Here is a 15,557-nt window from a genome sequence, read left to right as displayed (position 1 = left end):
GTACGGCGTCCTCGACGCGGGCGTCTCAGGGCGTAATGTCAGCCTTCGTGACCTGGTGGGAAGTAGTGGTTCTGGGGCTGCTGCAAGGCCTGACGGAGTTTTTGCCGATCTCGTCCTCGGCGCACCTGCGCATTGCGGGAGAGATGCTGCCCTCGGGCAATGACCCGGGTGCGGCGTTCACGGCGATCACTCAGCTGGGCACCGAGGCTGCCGTGATCCTCTACTTCCGCAAGGACATCGCGCGGATCATCTCCCATTGGTTCCGCTCGCTGCCGATCGCGAGGTGGCACCATCCCGTGAGCGCCCAGGATCCTGATGCGCGGATGGGCTGGTTCGTCATCGCCGGTTCAGTCCCCATCGCCGTACTGGGCCTGGCGCTGGAGAGCTACATCGACCACGCCCTGCGCAATCTCTACATCACTGCGGCCATGCTGGCCCTGTTCGGCCTGGTGCTCGGCTATGCAGACATGACTTCCCGGCGTGTGCGCACCTTGGACACCCTGACCTGGAAGCACGCTCTGACCTTCGGCTTCGCCCAGGCGCTCGCTCTCATTCCGGGTGTCTCCCGATCGGGCGCGACCATCTCCGCCGGCCTGATGCTCGGCTACACCCGCGAGGCCGCCACCCGCTACGCCTTCCTCTTGGCGATTCCCGCCGTGACGGCGTCGGGCCTGTACAAGCTCTTCGGGGATGTGATCTTCGGCGAGCCGGTGGAGACGGCGGCCACGGTTTCCGCCGGAGGCATCGTGGTGGCCACCGTGATCTCCTTCGTGGTGGGTTACGCAGTGACTGCCTGGTTGCTGAGCTACATCTCCACTCACTCGTATGCGCCGTTCGTGCTGTACCGCCTGGGCCTGGCAGTGATCGTGGTGATCCTGCTGCTCACCGGAGTGGTCGACCCGCTGGCCTCGGGCCCGGGTACTGCGCCGGAGATCACGCCGTAGCACCGTTTCCCGTCAGGTCTGCTGACGGCTTGGGCAAGCACGGACGGTCGCGGGCCGATATCGTCGTCCCGTGCAGTCTTGGCCGGAACCCGTTCTCCCTTGCCCACCCGGAACCGGTGAGGTGGTCCGGCTCTTCGACACCCCCACCGATGAGCTTCAGCCGGTGGGTGGGAGTGCAGCAGCCGATGAGCCAGTGCGGATCTATGTCTGCGGCATCACGCCCTATGACGCCACCCACCTCGGTCATGCCAATACCTACGTGGCCTACGACCTGCTCGTCCGTGCCCTGCGGGACGCGGGACGCGACGTGGTCTACGCGCAGAACGTCACCGACGTCGACGACCCCCTGCTGGAGCGCGCACAGGAAACCGGCGTCGATTGGCGCGATCTCGCTGAGAGCCAGGTGGAGCTCTTCCGGGGCGACATGACGGCGTTGCGCGTGGTGCCCCCCACGGTCTTCGCCTCGGTCGTGGACTCCGTGGATCTCATCGCCGGTGGTGTCCGCCGCATGCTCGCTGCGGGCGCCGCCTATCGGATGGAGAACGGCGACATCTACGCCGATCTCTCGGCTGACCCGCTGGTGGGCAGCAGCTGCGGCTTCGACCGGGAGCGGATGGTGCGGCTCTCAGCGGAGAACGGCGGCGACCCGGATCGCGCTGGAAAGAAGGATCCACTCGACCCGTTGCTCTGGCGTGCCGAGCGGCCCGGCGAACCGGCGTGGAACGCGGCCGAACTCGGGCGCGGGCGCCCGGGTTGGCACGTGGAGTGTGCCTGCCTCCAAGAGGTCCATCTGGGCGGGAAAGTGGATGTGGCCGGTGGCGGCAGCGACCTGGTCTTCCCCCATCACGAACTCAGCGAGTCGCACTTGCGCGTCCTCACCGGAAACGACCACCCGGTCGGCGTGCACTCTCATGCCGGCATGGTGGGATTCGACGGCGGAAAGATGAGCAAGTCCCGCGGCAACCTGGTACTTGTCTCCGGTCTCCTCGCCGACGGCGCAGACCCCATGGCGGTGCGCCTGATTCTGCTGAGCCGGCATTACCGCGCGGACTGGGAGTATGGGGCGGCGGACTTGGACGCGGCCCAGCAGCGGCTTGAGCGCTGGCGGCGCGCCGTCGCGCTCGCCACCGGGCCAGAGGCTGGGGGAGTGCTGACGGCGGTCCGCGCCGCTCTGGCCGCCGACCTCGACGCACCGGCCGCTGTGGCAGCGGTCGACCGTTGGGTGGATTCAGCTCTCGCGGGCGAGAGCGCTGCGGGCGGGACGATGAGCCGCTCCGCGCCGGCAGAGGTCAGCGCCGCCGTGGACGCCCTGCTGGGCGTCGCGCTCTAGCTGTGATGTTCAGGGAGGTTGTTCGGGCTGGGGCGGCGTGGCCTGCTGAGAGGTGAAGGCCTCCGGTTGTGAAGTGGAGATGTCGAGTAACCGCTTCACAACCAGGAGGCCTTCGTGTCCCACGCTAACGCTGCTCTGACCCCTCGTGCCCGGGCGCGCCTGGCGCGTCTGATCGTTGACGATGGCTGGAGCCCCACGACGGCAGCGCGGATGTTCATGGTCTCGCCCAACACTGCGAGGAAGTGGGCTGAGCGCTACCGCGCCGAAGGGGTGGCCGGGATGGCTGACCGGTCCTCGCGCCCGCGTCAGTGCCCTTCAAAGACCCCGCAGAAGGTGGTGCGCCGGATCGTCTCGCTGCGGCTGCGTCACCGCCTGGGACCGGTCCAGATCGCTGGGCGTCTGGGCGTGCCGGCCAGCACCGTTCACGCTGTGCTGGTGCGCTGCCGGCTGAACCGGCTCTCCCGAATCGACCGGGTCACCGGGGAAGCGATCCGCCGCTACGAACACGACCACCCCGGCTCGTTGATCCACGTCGATGTCACCAAGTTCGGCAACATCCCCGACGGCGGCGGACACCGCTACCTCGGGCGTGAACAGGGAGGGAAGAACCGCCGATCCACCGCTCAGCGCACCGGGCAGCGAACCCTCCACCGCTCACCACGCCTGGGCCGGGGCTACGTGCACACGGTCATCGATGACCACTCCCGGATCGCCTACGCCGAGATCCACGCCGATGAGAAGGCCACCACCGCCACAGCCGTGCTGCGCCGGGCAGTGGCCTGGTTCGCCGAGCGCGGGATCGCCGTCGAGCGGGTCCTTTCCGACAACGGCTCTGCCTACCGCTCGCGGCTGTGGGCTCACGCCTGCGCCGAGCTTGGCATCAAGGCCAAGAGAATCCGGCCATATCGGCCCCAGACCAACGGAAAAATCGAACGCTTCCACCGCACTCTGGCCGAGGAATGGGCCTACGCCCGCTTCTACACCTCAGAGACCCAGCGCCGCGACGCCCTGCCGCAGTGGTTGCACTTCTACAATCACCACCGTCCCCACTCCTCAACCGGAGGACGACCACCAGTCACCCGACTGACCAACCTCCCTGAACATCACATCTAGCTCAGCGCCGCGGTCGTGGCGGCCCGCCACCGTCCTTGCCGCCGTCGGACCCTGGGAGGTCTCGGCGGCGGAGGTAGCGCTCGAACTCCTGCGCGATGGCCTCTCCCGAGGCTTCGGGGAGATCGGCCGTATCCTTGACCTCCTCGAGCTGCTGGATGTACTCCGCGACGTCCGGATCCTGCCCGGCGAGTTCGTCGACGCCGGATTGCCAAGCCCGGGCATCCTCGGCCAGATCGCCGAACGGGATGGGCTCACCGATGACTTCCTCCAGGCGCTCGAGCAACGCCAGCGTGGCCTTGGGCGACGGCGGCTGGGCCACGTAATGCGGTACGGCGGCCCAGACGTTCAGCGTGGGGGTCTGGCGCTCTGCCGCAAGGTGAGTCAGGACGGCGACGATCCCCGCTGGCCCCTCGTACTGCGACGACTCGACGTCCAAGCGATCCTGGAGCTCGGGATCATCCGAGGTCGCGTGCACCGGAATCGGCCGTGAATGCGGCACGTCCGCCAGCAGGGCGCCCACGGCCACCACGCTGCGCACGTCCAACCCATGAGCGATGGTGAGGATCTCCTCGCAGAAGTCGGTCCAGCGGAAAGACGGCTCGATGCCCTGGACCAGCACGATGCGCTGCCCAGAGAGCGGAAGCTGGGCCACGGAGATCGTGGTGGTCGGCCACGCCAGCACCCGCTGCCCGCCGGGCTCGGTGGTCATCTGCGGCCGGTTGACCTGGAAGTCGTGGAAATCCTGTGGGTCGATTTCGTGCACGACCTCGGCGTCCCAGCCTTCCGCCAGAACCTCAAGGGCCTGGGAGGCGGCCGAGCCGGCGTCGTTCCAGCCCTCGAATGCCGCCAAGAGCACGGCACCGGGCAGGGGGCCGTCTGGCACCTCCGGCAGGGACTCTCCAGCACTCATGGACACAACCTTAGAACCTTGGCCGAGGAGGACGACGGTAACGAGCGCCGCCTGAGCGCGGCGCGGACTGTGCAGGCGTGCCGTGGGCACCGCCCGGTAGGGTCGGCGAGTGACCGAATCCGGCCCCGCGGCTCCCGCCCCTGTCCATTCCGGCACCACCGAGGCCATGGACCGTCCACTCCCTGCAGCCGTGCTGTGGGACATGGATGGCACCCTGCTGGACTCCGAGCCCTACTGGATGGCAGCCCAGGAGGCGCTCGCCGCTCGCCATGGCGCGAGCTGGACGCACGAACAGGCTCTGGATCTGGTGGGCACACCGCTGCTGACCGGGGCGGAGATCTTCCAGCGGGGGACGGGTGTGCCCGGTACTCGTGAAGAGATCGTTGACTGGCTGCTGGAGAACGTGATCGACCAGCTCCGACGTCTCGGTGCGCCGTGGCGGCCTGGTGCGCTGGCCTTGCTGGAGTCGCTGCGCGAGGCCGGGGTGCCCTGTGCGTTGGTGACGATGTCGTACGAGAACTTCGCCCAGGCCGTCGTCGAGCAGGTGCCCGGCCTCTTCGACGTCGTCATCGCCGGCGACATGGTCGCTCAGGGCAAGCCGCATCCGGAGGCCTACCTCACCGCAGCGGAACGCCTGGGTGTCGAGGTCGCCTCCTGCATCGCCATTGAGGACTCGGTTCCCGGCGTGGCCTCGGCGATGGCTTCCGGAGCTCGGTCGATCGCTGTGCCGCTGCATGTGCCGATCGAAGCCCGCCCCGGGCTGAGCCGCGTGCGCACCCTGGAGGATGTTGATCTCTCGGTGATGCGCCACATTCTGACCGGAGAGGACCTCGACCTCCTGGACGACGCCGGCTCAACGGCTCGCGATGCCCACAGCGCCCGCTAGACCGCCTGCACCGTGAGCAGCCGCCGCATCCCCTCTTCGGGGGCCTCTGGCGGAGTGCCGCCGAACTCGGGGCAGAAGCTCTGGAAGGAGCACCATCCGCACAGTTTGCTCTTCTTCGGCTCGAAGGTGCGGTGCTCCACGGCTCGGGCGACCCGGCGCCAGAGTTCCTCCAGTTCGGCTTCGAAGGCCACGAGCTCATCCTCGACCGGATCGTGGGAGAGGATGCGGCCGTCACCGAGGTAGACGAGCTGCAGGCGAGCCGGAACGGTGCCGTGCAGGCGCCAGAGCATGAGCGCGTAGAAGCGCATCTGGAACATCGCCTCGGATTGGAAGCGCGGCGACGGGGACTTCCCGGTCTTGTAGTCCACCAGGCGCACCGCTCCATTGGGGGCGACGTCCATCCGGTCCACGAAGCCGCGCAGCAGGATCCCGGAGGTCAGCTCGGTTTCGACCAGCATCTCGCGCTCAGCGGGCTCGAGCCGGTCTGGCTTCTCCATGCGGAAGTACTGACCGACCAGTGAACGCGCTTCGGCGAGCCAGCCGGCGAGATCCTCGGGCCCGGCGAACATCGCGGTGACCTCCGGCTTGGCTGCCTGAAGCTCCTCCCACTGCGGGTCGAGCATGCTTGCAGCGGCGTCCTCGGTGCGTTTCTCGGCTGGGAGATCGAAGAGACGCTCGAGCACGGAGTGCACCAGCGTGCCCTTGACCGCTGCCTGGCTGGGCGGCTCCGGAAGGCGATCGATGGTGCGCAGACGGAAGAGCAACGGGCACTGCAGGAAGTCCTTGAGCCGCGAGGGCGAGAGCGCGGCACGGCCGCGGTAACGGGCCGGCCGGGGCTTGGTGCCGGGGCCGCTCGGGCCGGCGGGAGGATTGGCTGTCGTGCTCATGCCTCCACGGTAGGTGCTGACACCGACATCGCTGCGGCCCCCGGCCCGGGATTGTGGAGGAAACCGCGATGCGGCACTCAGCCGTGGATCATCGAACAGCTGCGGCCAGGGCGGCGCGAGCCCGCTCCAGGTTCTGCGCGCTGGTAGCTGTGCCGAAGGTGAAGCGCACTGCCGTCTGCGCCAACTCGGCCGCATATCCCATCGCGGTGAGCACGTGGCTCGGCTCGGTCGATCCCGCCGCGCAGGCCGAGCCGGAGGAACAGTAGATGCCCTGACGCTCCAGATCGAGCAGGATCGACTCCCCGGAGCGGCCGGGAAAGACGAAGGACGCATGCCCGGGAAGTCGTTCAGCCGTGCTGCCGGTCAACTCCGCGCTCGGCACGGCGCCCAGGACGTCGGCGATGAAGTGGTCACGCCGCTCGCGCAGCGCCGCAATCTCGCTGGCGGCCCGCGCTCCCGCGGCCAGATCCAGCGCCGTGGCCATCCCCACCGCCCCGGCCACGTTCTCCGTGCCGGAACGCCGGCCGCCTTGCTGTCCGCCACCATGGATGAGCGGCTCGAAGCCGGCCCTCCGGTGCACCCACAGCACCCCGATTCCCTTGGGGGTGCCGATCTTGTGCCCGGCGAGGCTCATCGCCCGCACGCCCAGCGAGGTGACGTCGAGCTCGAAGGCGCCTGCAGCCTGCACCGCGTCGGTATGCAGCGGCACGCCGCCGGCGGGTGCGCCGGGCACAGCAAGCGCCGCGCTCAAGGCGGGCAGATCCTGCACGGTGCCGACCTCATTGTTCGCGTACTGGATGGAGACCAGCGTGGTGTCCGCACGCACGCGCTCGGCCAGCACCTCCGGATGCACCACGCCGTTGCCATCTACGGGCAGGTGCTCGACCTCGAAGCCCTGGCGGGCCAGCCAGGCCGCCGGTTCCAGTACCGCGGGATGCTCGATCGCGCTGACCAGCACGTGCCGTCCCCGGGGATCACCGAGCGCCAGGCCCTTGACGGCCGCGTTGTCCGACTCGGTGCCCCCGGAGGTGAAGATCACCTCACTGGGCCGCACGCCCAGGAGCCCGGCCACCCGCTCGCGCGCTTCCTCGAGTCCCCGCGCAGCCACCTTGCCCAGCTCGTGCTGGCTTGCCGGGTTCGCGAAGGACCCGGTCAGGTACGGCCACATGGCCTCGATGACCTCCCGCCGTGGCGCGGCAGTGGCGGCTTCGTCCAGGTAAAGGGCGCTCATGCGATCACTCCTGCGCGAGGCGCAGATCCAGGCCGAGGTCCAGGGAGCGGACACTGTGGGTCAGCGCACCGACTGAGATGACGTCCACGCCGGTGGCCGCCACCTCACTGATGGTCTCCAGGGTGATTCCCCCCGAGGCCTCCACGATGGCCCGCCCGTCGATGAGTGCCACGCCGCGGCGCAAGTCCTCGGGTGAGAAGTTGTCCAGCATGATCGTGTCCGCGCCGCCGGCCAGCACCGTCTCGATCTGATCGAGCCGGTCGACTTCGACCTCGATGTGCGTGGTGTGCGGGAGTTGGGCGCGGGCGCTCTGGATCGCGGCCGTCAGGTTGTGGACCAGTGCCAGGTGATTGTCCTTGGCCATCACCGCCTCGGAGAGGGAGAAGCGGTGGTTGTGCCCGCCCCCGCACCGCACCGCGTGCCGCTCCAGGATCCGCAGCCCTGGCGTCGTCTTGCGGGTGTCCACCACGCGCACCCGGGGTGCGGTCTGCTGCGCTGCGGCCACGTAGCGGGCGGTGAGCGTGGCGATCCCGCACATGCGCTGCAGCAGGTTCAGGGCCACCCGCTCTCCGCGCAGGACCGCACGGGCCGGGCCTCGCACCACCGCGAGGCGCGCGCCGGCTGCGAAAGCCTCGCCGTCCTCTACCTCGCAGCCGACGCCGATGTGCTCATCGATCTCCGCGAACACGGAGCGCAGGACCTCGGCGCCCGAGAACACCCCGGCCTCACGCGCGACCACCTCGGCCTCGGCATGGGCGCTTGCCGGAACGAAGGCCTGGGAGGTGAGGTCGCCGTGCGGGGCGTCTTCCTCCAGGGCCATCCGCACGATCCGCACGACCTGCTCGCGGGGAAGGGGCAACTCACCAATGTTCATGTCCGTCACTGTTCCTCCCGGCGCGCGATCGAGTGCCGTGCGATGTCCTCGGTGTGCTGGGCGTCCTCGCGCCAGTGCGCCCCGCGCGACTCACGCCGCGCTGCTGCGGCGGCGACGACGGTGCGCGCCACCGTCAGCAGGTTGGCGTCCTCCAGGTTGGCTGCGGACTCCACCCGCGGCGGCGCCCAGCGGGCCAGCGTCTCAGCGGCTTCCTCCAGGCGGCTGGCCTCACGTTCCACACCCGCGGCCTGCCACATCAGCGCCTGCAGACGCCGACGGTCCCAGGTGCGCTCACGCTCCGTCACGGGCTCGGCGCCGGCCGGGAGGGTGACCTCGGCCCCCAGCGACACCCACTCGGGCAGCGCCGGCCAGGACTGCCACGGCGACCAGGCACTGAGCTCCTCGGCAGCGCGCCTGGCGAGCACCGCGCCCTCGAGGAGCGAGTTCGAGGCCAGTCGGTTCGCGCCGTGCAGCCCGGTACAGCCGGCCTCGCCGACCACGAACAGCCCTGGAAGGCTGCTGCGGCCCTCCGTGTCGGTGGCCACCCCGCCCATGAGGTAGTGCGCCGCCGGGGCGATGGGGACGGGGGCGCGTGACCAGTCCAGCCCCGAGGCGCGGACCGTGGCATCAATGCCGGGGAAGCGCCGGGCGAGGAACTGAGCGCCCAGGGCGGTGGCGTCCAGGAAGACCGGTTCACCCGTGGTGCGCATTCGCCGCGCGATCGCCCGGGCCACCACATCGCGCGGTGCAAGCTCGGCGTCCGGATGGGCCTCGGTCATGAAGCGCGCGCCGCTCGCATCCCGCAGCACGGCGCCCTCACCTCTGACCGCCTCGGAGATCAGTGGTGCGGCGTCGGAGGTGGCGACGCCGGGCAGCGCAAGCGCCGTGGGGTGGAACTGCATGAACTCCATATCGGCGAGCACCGCCCCGGCCCGGGCTGCCAGCGCCACGCCGTCTCCGGTGGCGACCGCGGGGTTGGTGGTGCGGGGATAGAGCTGCCCGGCGCCGCCGGTGGCGAGCACCACGGCACCGGCGTGCAGTTCCTCGCCGTGGAGCAGCCGGAGGCCGACGGTGGCCTGGCCCGCGCCATTGCCACTGGAGCGCTCGCCGAGCAGCAGATCGCGGACGACGGTGTGCTCGCGGATCTCAATCCCGGCGTGTGCGCGCGCCCGGGCAGCAAGGGCCACGGCGATGGCCCGGCCGGTGGCGTCTCCGGCTGCGTGGTAGATCCGGGGCGCCGAATGGGCCGCTTCCAGTCCGGGGAACAGCTGTCCCTCATCGTCGAGATCAAAATCCGTGCCCGACGAGACCAGCGCATCCATCACGGCTGCGCCGCCCGAGCAGACGGTCTGTGCCACTCGCTCCTCGCTGAGCCCGGCGCCCGCGCTCCGGGTGTCGGCCACGTGCGCGGCGACGTTGTCCTGGGGGTGGCTGCCGGATCGTGATGGACGCGGGAGGACGGCGGCGAGGCCGCCCTGGGCCCACCGCGTGGCCGAGTCGGTGAGCTCGGCCTTGGTCACCAGGACCACCCGCGCGCCGCGCTCGGCCGCAGCGAGCGCGGCGGTCATCCCGGCAATGCCGGAGCCGACCACGGCCACGTCCCACGCGCGAATGGACCGCCCGGTGTCCGCGGGTGTGAAGGCGTCGTTCTGTGTGTTGCTCACCGGGGCTTGGCCGCCAGCATGCGCTCCAGTGCGGTGCGCGCATCCCGTGCCTGGGTCTGCGGCACGGTGATCTGGTTGTGCACCTCACCCTCCAGCAGGCCATCGAGCACCCATGCGAGGTAGCCGGGATGGATGCGATACATCGTCGAGCAGGGGCAGATGACCGGGTCCAGGCAGAAGATCGTGCGGTCCGGGTACTCCGCGGCCAGGCGGTTGACCATGTTGATCTCGGTGCCGATGGCGATGGTGTCGCCCGGCTCGCTCGCAGCGACGAACTTCTTGATCGCATCGGTGGACCCGGCGGCGTCGGCGGCGTCGACCACGGGCATGGGGCACTCGGGGTGGACGATGATCTTCACGCCCGGGTGCTCGGCGCGCGCCTGGTCGATCTGCGCGGTGGTGAAGCGGCGGTGCACCGAGCAGAAGCCGTGCCAGAGCAGCACCTTGGCCTCGAGGAGATCCGCCTCGTTGTTGCCGCCCAGCGGCTGACGGGGGTTCCACATCGGCATCTGCTCCAGCGGCACACCCATGGCCTTGGCGGTGTTGCGGCCGAGGTGCTGGTCGGGGAAGAACAGCACCCGATGCGCGCGCTCAAAGGCCCACTCCAGCACTGCGGCGGCATTGGAGGAGGTGCACACGATGCCGTTGTTGCGCCCGCAGAAGGCCTTCAGGGCGGCAGAGGAGTTCATGTAGGTGACCGGGATGACCGGGAGCTTGCCCTCGGCGTCCGGCTCGATGGCGCCCGGGTCGACGCCGTAGACCGCGCACAGGTCCTCCCAGGCGGCCTCCACAGAGTCCTCATCGGCCATGTCTGCCATGGAGCAGCCCGCCGCCAGGTTCGGCAGGATCACTTGCTGGCCCTCGCGGGCCAGGATGTCCGCGGTCTCGGCCATGAAGTGCACGCCGCAGAACACGATCCACTCCGCCTGGTCACGGGTGAGCGCCGCGTTGGCGAGCTGGAAGGAGTCGCCCACGAAGTCGGCGTACTGCACCACCTCGTCGCGCTGATAGAAGTGCCCCAGGATCACCAGCCGCTCACCCAGCGCTTCCTTCGCGGCCACGATTCGGCCGTGCAATTCTTCCTCACTCATCTCCCGGTAGGCCTGAGGCAGCTGGCCGGGGCGGGAGACTGGCTCGGGGATGACGTCAGCGCGCGAGGCACCGGGCCCGTAGCCGGGCATGGCGTCCAGGTCCCAGGGTGCCCGGGCCAGGTCGGTGTCGCAGCTCTGCGCGGGACGGACCTCGATGCGGTCGGTCACGGACAGCTTCATGAGGGGATCTCCTGATCGGCGGGGATGGTCAGCGTCGCGCGCGAGCGCGCGGGGTTGGAGCGGTACAGGGCAGGCGGACGGTGCCGGGTGCCCTCGCGGTGCCCGCCCGTGGGTTCGACGGTGCCCTGGGCGAGGATCTGCCGGCGGAAGTTGGCGGGATCCAGCGGCCGGCGCAGCACCCCCTCGTACACGGCGCGCAGCTCGGCCAGGGTGAATTCGGCGGGCAGGAAGGCGTGGGCGATGGGGGAGTAGGTGATCTTGGCCCGGAGGCGGTCGAGGGCGTAGGCCAGGATCGTGGTGTGGTCGAAGGCCAGGCGGCCGGGGTGGGTGGCGACGTCGTCGGCGGCAAACCACTCCACATTCTCTGCGCCCGGCCGTTCCAGGGCGCTCGCGTCCTCGTCGGCGCGCACCAGCGTCCAGTAGACGACCGAGACCACGCGCTGGCTCGGCGAGCGATCGACGTCGCCGAAGCAGTAGAGCTGCTCGAGGTAATGCGGCTGCAGACCGGTGGTCACGTCCAGGGTGCGGCGTGCCGAGGCGGCGAGATCCTCGTCCTCGCCCAGCGGCCCGCCGGGTAGGGCCCACATGCCCTCGTAAGGTTCGCGGATCCGGCGGACCAGGGGCAGCCAGAGAGTCAGGGCGCCGGTGGCCGGATCGGGGCGGAGTGCGAAGACCACGGTGGAAACCGCCAGGGTGACGGCGGAGCGATCGCTCGGCACAGCGGCCTCCTGGTGGTGTGGTTGACGGGCTGAGGGTGCAGCGCTCGCGGGCGCCTTAAGGTGCTTTTGACTTTATGGCGAGGATAGGCCTCGCCTTATGGTCACGTCAACCTGAAGTGCTGGCACTCGAGGCGCCTGCGGCCACCTCTGGCGATTGGGGTCAGTTGGGTTCGGTATGGCGGAGGGCGGGACGCTCAGAGCGGCGCGAACTGACCACAATCGTGCGTGGGTGCGTGACGGTTGGCAATGCTACCCGAACAGATGTTCGATATCCTGGGGGGATGGCTGCATCCGTTCCCTACGCCGAGTTGCACGCGCACTCGGCCTTCAGCTTTCTCGACGGCGCCAACCTGCCCGAGGAGTTAGCGGCCGAGGCTGCGCGGCTGGAGTTGGAGGCCTTGGCACTGACCGACCACGGCGGGCTCTACGGCGTGGTGGCCCTGGCCCGGGCGGCACGCGAGGTCGGGCTGCCCACCATCTTCGGCGCGGAGCTGACACTGCCCCGCGTGGGCGCCGGCCCGGGCCAGGCCGGGGTGGTGACCGAGCGCACCGGGGAGCACGGTGGCCGCGACCCGCAGGGCACCCACCTGGTGGCCCTGGCTCGCGACCCCCAGGGGTACGCCAGGCTCTCGCGCACCATCGGCCGCGGATACCTCGCCCGCGGGGAGCGCGGCCCGGCGCTCTTCGATCTTGAGGGCATGGCTGCGGAGGCCGCCGGGCACTGGCTGGTGCTCACCGGCTGCCGCAAGGGGGCCGTGCGCCAGGCCCTGGGAAGCGATCCGCGCGACAGTGAGGGGCAGCGCCGCGCACTCCGGGCGCTCGACCGGCTGAGCGCACTCTTCGGCCGGGACAACGTGGCCGTGGAAGTCACTGACACCGGTGATCCGCGTGACCGGGACCGCAACGCCGTGCTCGCAGAACTGGCCGACGCCGCCCGCCTGCCCCTGGTGGCCACCGGGGCCGTGCACTGCGCGCGCCCTGCCGATCAACCCTTGGCCGATGCGCTCTCCGCCCTGCGCGCCCGCGCGACCCTGGAGGAGATGGACGGTTGGCTCCCGGCCGCCCCGGCCCACCTGCGTTCCGGTACCGAGATGGCGCGCCGTCACCCGCTGCGCGCGGTGGAGACCGCGGCGGAACTCGGCCGCGAATGCTCCTTCGACCTGACCCTGGTCACCCCGAAGCTCCCGCCCTTTCCGGTTCCCGCCGGGCACACCGAGACGAGCTGGCTGCGCGCACTCACCGAGGCCGGCGCCGCGCAGCGTTACGGACCGCGGGGTGCGGCGGGCACGGCCGAGGCCTACCGGGTCATCGACCATGAGCTGGAGGTGATCACCGCGCTGGATTTCCCCGGCTACTTCCTGATCGTGCACGAGATCGTCGAGTTCTGCCGTCAGCAGGGCATCCTGTGCCAGGGCCGCGGTTCGGCCGCGAACTCCGCCGTGTGCTTCGCCCTGGGCATCACCGCCGTGGACGCGGTACGCCACACGATGCTCTTCGAACGTTTCCTGTCCCCCGATCGCTCCGGCCCCCCGGACATCGACCTCGACATCGAATCCGCACGCCGGGAGGAGGTCATCCAGCACGTCTATGCGCGCTACGGGCGCACCCACGCCGCGCAAGTGGCCAACGTGATCTCCTATCGCCCCCGATCTGCGGTGCGGGACGCTGCCCGGGTGCTTGGCTACGACGTCGGTCAGCAGGATGCCTGGGCGAAGTCCTTGGAGCGCTGGGGGCGGCTGCGCGATGAGGAGGGCAAGCCTGCGGGTGCGGATGTGGCGGAGTTGCCGGAGGGCGTGCTCGACATCGCCGATCGGCTCATGCGCTTACCCCGCCACCTTGGCATCCACTCCGGCGGCATGGTGCTCTGCGACCGGCCGGTGATCGACGTCTGCCCGGTGCAGTGGGCCGCCATGGAGGGGCGCACCGTGCTGCAGTGGGACAAGGACGACTGCGCCGATGCCGACCTGGTCAAGTTCGACCTGCTCGGCCTGGGCATGCTCACGGCACTGCGACTGGCCTTCGAGGACGTCAACACTCGTTGCGCCACCGATGCCGGCTCCGGCGAGGACCCGCCCGAGGAGCTCGCTCTGCACTCCCTGCCCCAGGAGGACCCGGCGGTCTACCGGCTGTTGCAGGCCGCCGACACCGTGGGGGTCTTCCAGGTCGAGTCCCGCGCCCAGATGGCGACCCTGCCGCGGCTGCGGCCCGAGAAGTTCTACGACCTCGTGGTCGAGGTGGCCCTCATCCGCCCGGGGCCGATCCAGGGGAAATCGGTGCACCCCTACCTCAATCGCCGGCGCGGCCGCGAGCCGGTCACCTACCTGCACCCGCTGCTCAAGCCGGCCCTGGAGCGCACCTATGGGGTGCCGCTCTTCCAGGAGCAACTCATGCAGATCGCCGTCGAGGTTGCCGGATTCAGCCCCGCTGAGGCCGACCGGCTGCGTAAGGCCATCGGGGCCAAGCGCTCCACCGAGCGGCTCGCTGCGCTCAAGGAACGCCTGCTGGCCGGTATGGCTCAGCGCGGGGTGGGCCGGGAGATCGGGGAGCAGATCTACCTCAAACTCCTCGGGTTCGCGGACTTCGGCTTCCCGGAGTCACACTCCTTCTCCTTCGCTTACCTCGTCTATGCCTCCAGCTGGTTGAAGGTGCACGAGCCGGAGGCTTTCTACGCCGCCCTGCTCGCCGCCCAGCCGATGGGCTTCTACTCCCCGCAGACACTCGTGGCCGATGCCCGGCGTCATGGGGTGCGGGTGGAGCGCGCTGAGGTCAACGCCTCAGTCGTGCAGGCGAAGGTCGAGCGCGCCGGAGAGCTTCGCAGCGAGGGCCCGGACGCCGGGGGCGCCCATGCCATGGCCCTCGAGGCCGGGGGCGCCGACGGCAGGGCGCTCGCTGCTGGGGGGTGGGGGAAACGACCGCAGGCGCATTCCAGCGTGGCGGACCTGGTCCATCCCGACGGCGCTCTGGCAGTACGCCTCGGTCTCGCCCCGGTGCGCGGGGTGGGGGAGAAGACTGCGGAGCGGATCGTCGCCGAGCGTGAGCGGGGTGGGCACTACCGCGACCTGGCAGACCTGGCCCGGCGGGTGGATCTGCGCGCCACCCAGCTCGAGGCCCTGGCCACGGCGGGGGCCCTACGCGGCTTCGGGGTGAGCCGCCGCGCCGGAATCTGGTCGGCCGGTGCGCTCGCGGCAGAATCCGGTGTGCGGCGCACGAGCACGCGGCATGCCGGTGCCGAGCTCGCCTGGGTGCAAGAGCCGCTGCCGTGGACGGCCGTGGGGGCCACGGCCCCGGCCCTGCCGCAGATGGGGGAGCAGGAGACGATGGTGGCCGACGTCTGGTCCACGGGCGTGGCCATCGATTCCTTCCCTACCTCTTTCCGCCGCGAGGAGCTTGCCGCTGCCGGGGTGGTGACCGTGGCCGGCCTGGCCGACTGCGAGACCGGGAGACAGGTGCAGGTGGCCGGGGTGGTCACCCACCGCCAGCGCCCTGGCACGGCGCGCGGAGTGACCTTCTTGTCCTTGGAGGACGAGACCGGGCTGCTCAACGTGGTGTGTTCCCCCGGGGTGTGGGCCCGGTACCGCAAGGCCGCCCGCACCGCCTCTGCCCTGGTGATCCGCGGCAAGCTGGAACGCGCCGATGACGTCACCAACCTGGTGGCCGAGCGCATTCACGCCCTGGGATTGGCGGTGAGCAGCCGATCCCGTGATTTCTCGTGAGGGCGCATCCGCGTA

12 protein-coding genes are annotated in these 15,557 nt (G+C 70.1%); 5 read left to right on the top strand and 7 right to left on the bottom strand.

The window, feature by feature from the left end:
• Positions 1–47: 47 nt before the first annotated feature.
• The 3 genes from EDD31_RS00385 (at position 48) to EDD31_RS00375 (ending at position 3,387) form a co-directional block, all read left to right on the top strand.
• Positions 48–944, top strand: coding sequence for an undecaprenyl-diphosphate phosphatase (locus tag EDD31_RS00385; protein ID WP_211336015.1), 897 nt, complete (start codon positions 48–50; stop codon positions 942–944).
• Positions 945–1,014: 70 nt separating this feature from the next.
• Entirely contained in the window at positions 1,015–2,274 is a 1,260-nt protein-coding gene (gene mshC / locus EDD31_RS00380) for a cysteine--1-D-myo-inosityl 2-amino-2-deoxy-alpha-D-glucopyranoside ligase (protein WP_123302419.1), read from the top strand.
• A 114-nt stretch (positions 2,275–2,388) separates the two neighbouring features.
• The gene (locus EDD31_RS00375; protein ID WP_123302418.1) at positions 2,389–3,387 is read left to right on the top strand and encodes an IS481 family transposase; all 999 of its coding nucleotides are present in this window, start codon (positions 2,389–2,391) and stop codon (positions 3,385–3,387) included.
• A gap of 1 nt (position 3,388) precedes the next feature.
• On the opposite strand, the gene EDD31_RS00370 is transcribed toward EDD31_RS00375, so the two are convergent.
• On the bottom strand, positions 3,389–4,297 hold the full coding sequence (locus EDD31_RS00370; RefSeq protein ID WP_123302417.1) for a PAC2 family protein: 909 nt from the start codon (positions 4,295–4,297) through the stop codon (positions 3,389–3,391).
• Between the two features lie 109 nt (positions 4,298–4,406).
• Between EDD31_RS00370 and EDD31_RS00365 the strand changes: the two genes are divergently transcribed.
• Complete coding sequence (locus EDD31_RS00365) at positions 4,407–5,183, top strand: HAD family hydrolase (protein ID WP_245990694.1); 777 nt, start codon at positions 4,407–4,409, stop codon at positions 5,181–5,183.
• On the opposite strand, the gene EDD31_RS00360 is transcribed toward EDD31_RS00365, so the two are convergent.
• The 6 genes from EDD31_RS00360 to EDD31_RS00335 all read right to left on the bottom strand — a co-directional run bounded on the left by EDD31_RS00360 (position 5,180) and on the right by EDD31_RS00335 (position 11,829).
• On the bottom strand, positions 5,180–6,070 hold the full coding sequence (locus EDD31_RS00360) for a RecB family exonuclease (RefSeq protein ID WP_123302416.1): 891 nt from the start codon (positions 6,068–6,070) through the stop codon (positions 5,180–5,182). The genes EDD31_RS00365 and EDD31_RS00360 overlap by 4 nt on opposite strands.
• Before the next feature lie 88 nt (positions 6,071–6,158).
• Positions 6,159–7,301: a cysteine desulfurase family protein gene (locus tag EDD31_RS00355; protein WP_123302415.1), complete on the bottom strand. Its 1,143-nt coding sequence runs from the start codon at positions 7,299–7,301 to the stop codon at positions 6,159–6,161.
• 4 nt (positions 7,302–7,305) lie between these two features.
• Complete coding sequence (nadC, locus tag EDD31_RS00350; RefSeq protein ID WP_123302414.1) at positions 7,306–8,175, bottom strand: carboxylating nicotinate-nucleotide diphosphorylase; 870 nt, start codon at positions 8,173–8,175, stop codon at positions 7,306–7,308.
• A gap of 5 nt (positions 8,176–8,180) precedes the next feature.
• On the bottom strand, positions 8,181–9,839 hold the full coding sequence (nadB, locus tag EDD31_RS00345) for an L-aspartate oxidase (RefSeq protein WP_245990692.1): 1,659 nt from the start codon (positions 9,837–9,839) through the stop codon (positions 8,181–8,183).
• Positions 9,836–11,110: a quinolinate synthase NadA gene (nadA, locus tag EDD31_RS00340; RefSeq protein WP_123302413.1), complete on the bottom strand. Its 1,275-nt coding sequence runs from the start codon at positions 11,108–11,110 to the stop codon at positions 9,836–9,838. Before nadA ends, nadB begins: the two co-directional genes overlap by 4 nt.
• Positions 11,107–11,829, bottom strand: a complete 723-nt coding sequence (locus tag EDD31_RS00335; RefSeq protein ID WP_123302412.1) for an NUDIX hydrolase — start codon at positions 11,827–11,829, stop codon at positions 11,107–11,109. The genes nadA and EDD31_RS00335 overlap by 4 nt, the downstream gene beginning before the upstream one ends.
• Positions 11,830–12,110: 281 nt before the next feature.
• Between EDD31_RS00335 and EDD31_RS00330 the strand changes: the two genes are divergently transcribed.
• Positions 12,111–15,542, top strand: coding sequence for an error-prone DNA polymerase (locus tag EDD31_RS00330; protein ID WP_211336014.1), 3,432 nt, complete (start codon positions 12,111–12,113; stop codon positions 15,540–15,542).
• The last annotated feature ends 15 nt before the right edge of the window (positions 15,543–15,557 follow it).

Origin of the sequence: Bogoriella caseilytica (genome assembly GCF_003752405.1) — a bacterium.
Classification (GTDB): Bacteria; Actinomycetota; Actinomycetes; order Actinomycetales; family Actinomycetaceae; genus Allobogoriella; species Allobogoriella caseilytica.
This window is presented reverse-complemented; position numbering and strand designations above follow the sequence as displayed.

What these genes read in the sequence shown, in the direction of transcription:
- nadC (WP_123302414.1), bottom strand. Translation starts at nt 8,175, where the DNA reads ATGAACATTGGTGAGTTGCCCCTTCCCCGCGAGCAGGTCGTGCGGATC.
- nadA (WP_123302413.1), bottom strand. Translation starts at nt 11,110, where the DNA reads ATGAAGCTGTCCGTGACCGACCGCATCGAGGTCCGTCCCGCGCAGAGC.
- EDD31_RS00360 (WP_123302416.1), bottom strand. Translation starts at nt 6,070, where the DNA reads ATGAGCACGACAGCCAATCCTCCCGCCGGCCCGAGCGGCCCCGGCACC.
- EDD31_RS00370 (WP_123302417.1), bottom strand. Translation starts at nt 4,297, where the DNA reads ATGAGTGCTGGAGAGTCCCTGCCGGAGGTGCCAGACGGCCCCCTGCCC.
- EDD31_RS00355 (WP_123302415.1), bottom strand. Translation starts at nt 7,301, where the DNA reads ATGAGCGCCCTTTACCTGGACGAAGCCGCCACTGCCGCGCCACGGCGG.
- EDD31_RS00330 (WP_211336014.1), top strand. Translation starts at nt 12,111, where the DNA reads ATGGCTGCATCCGTTCCCTACGCCGAGTTGCACGCGCACTCGGCCTTC.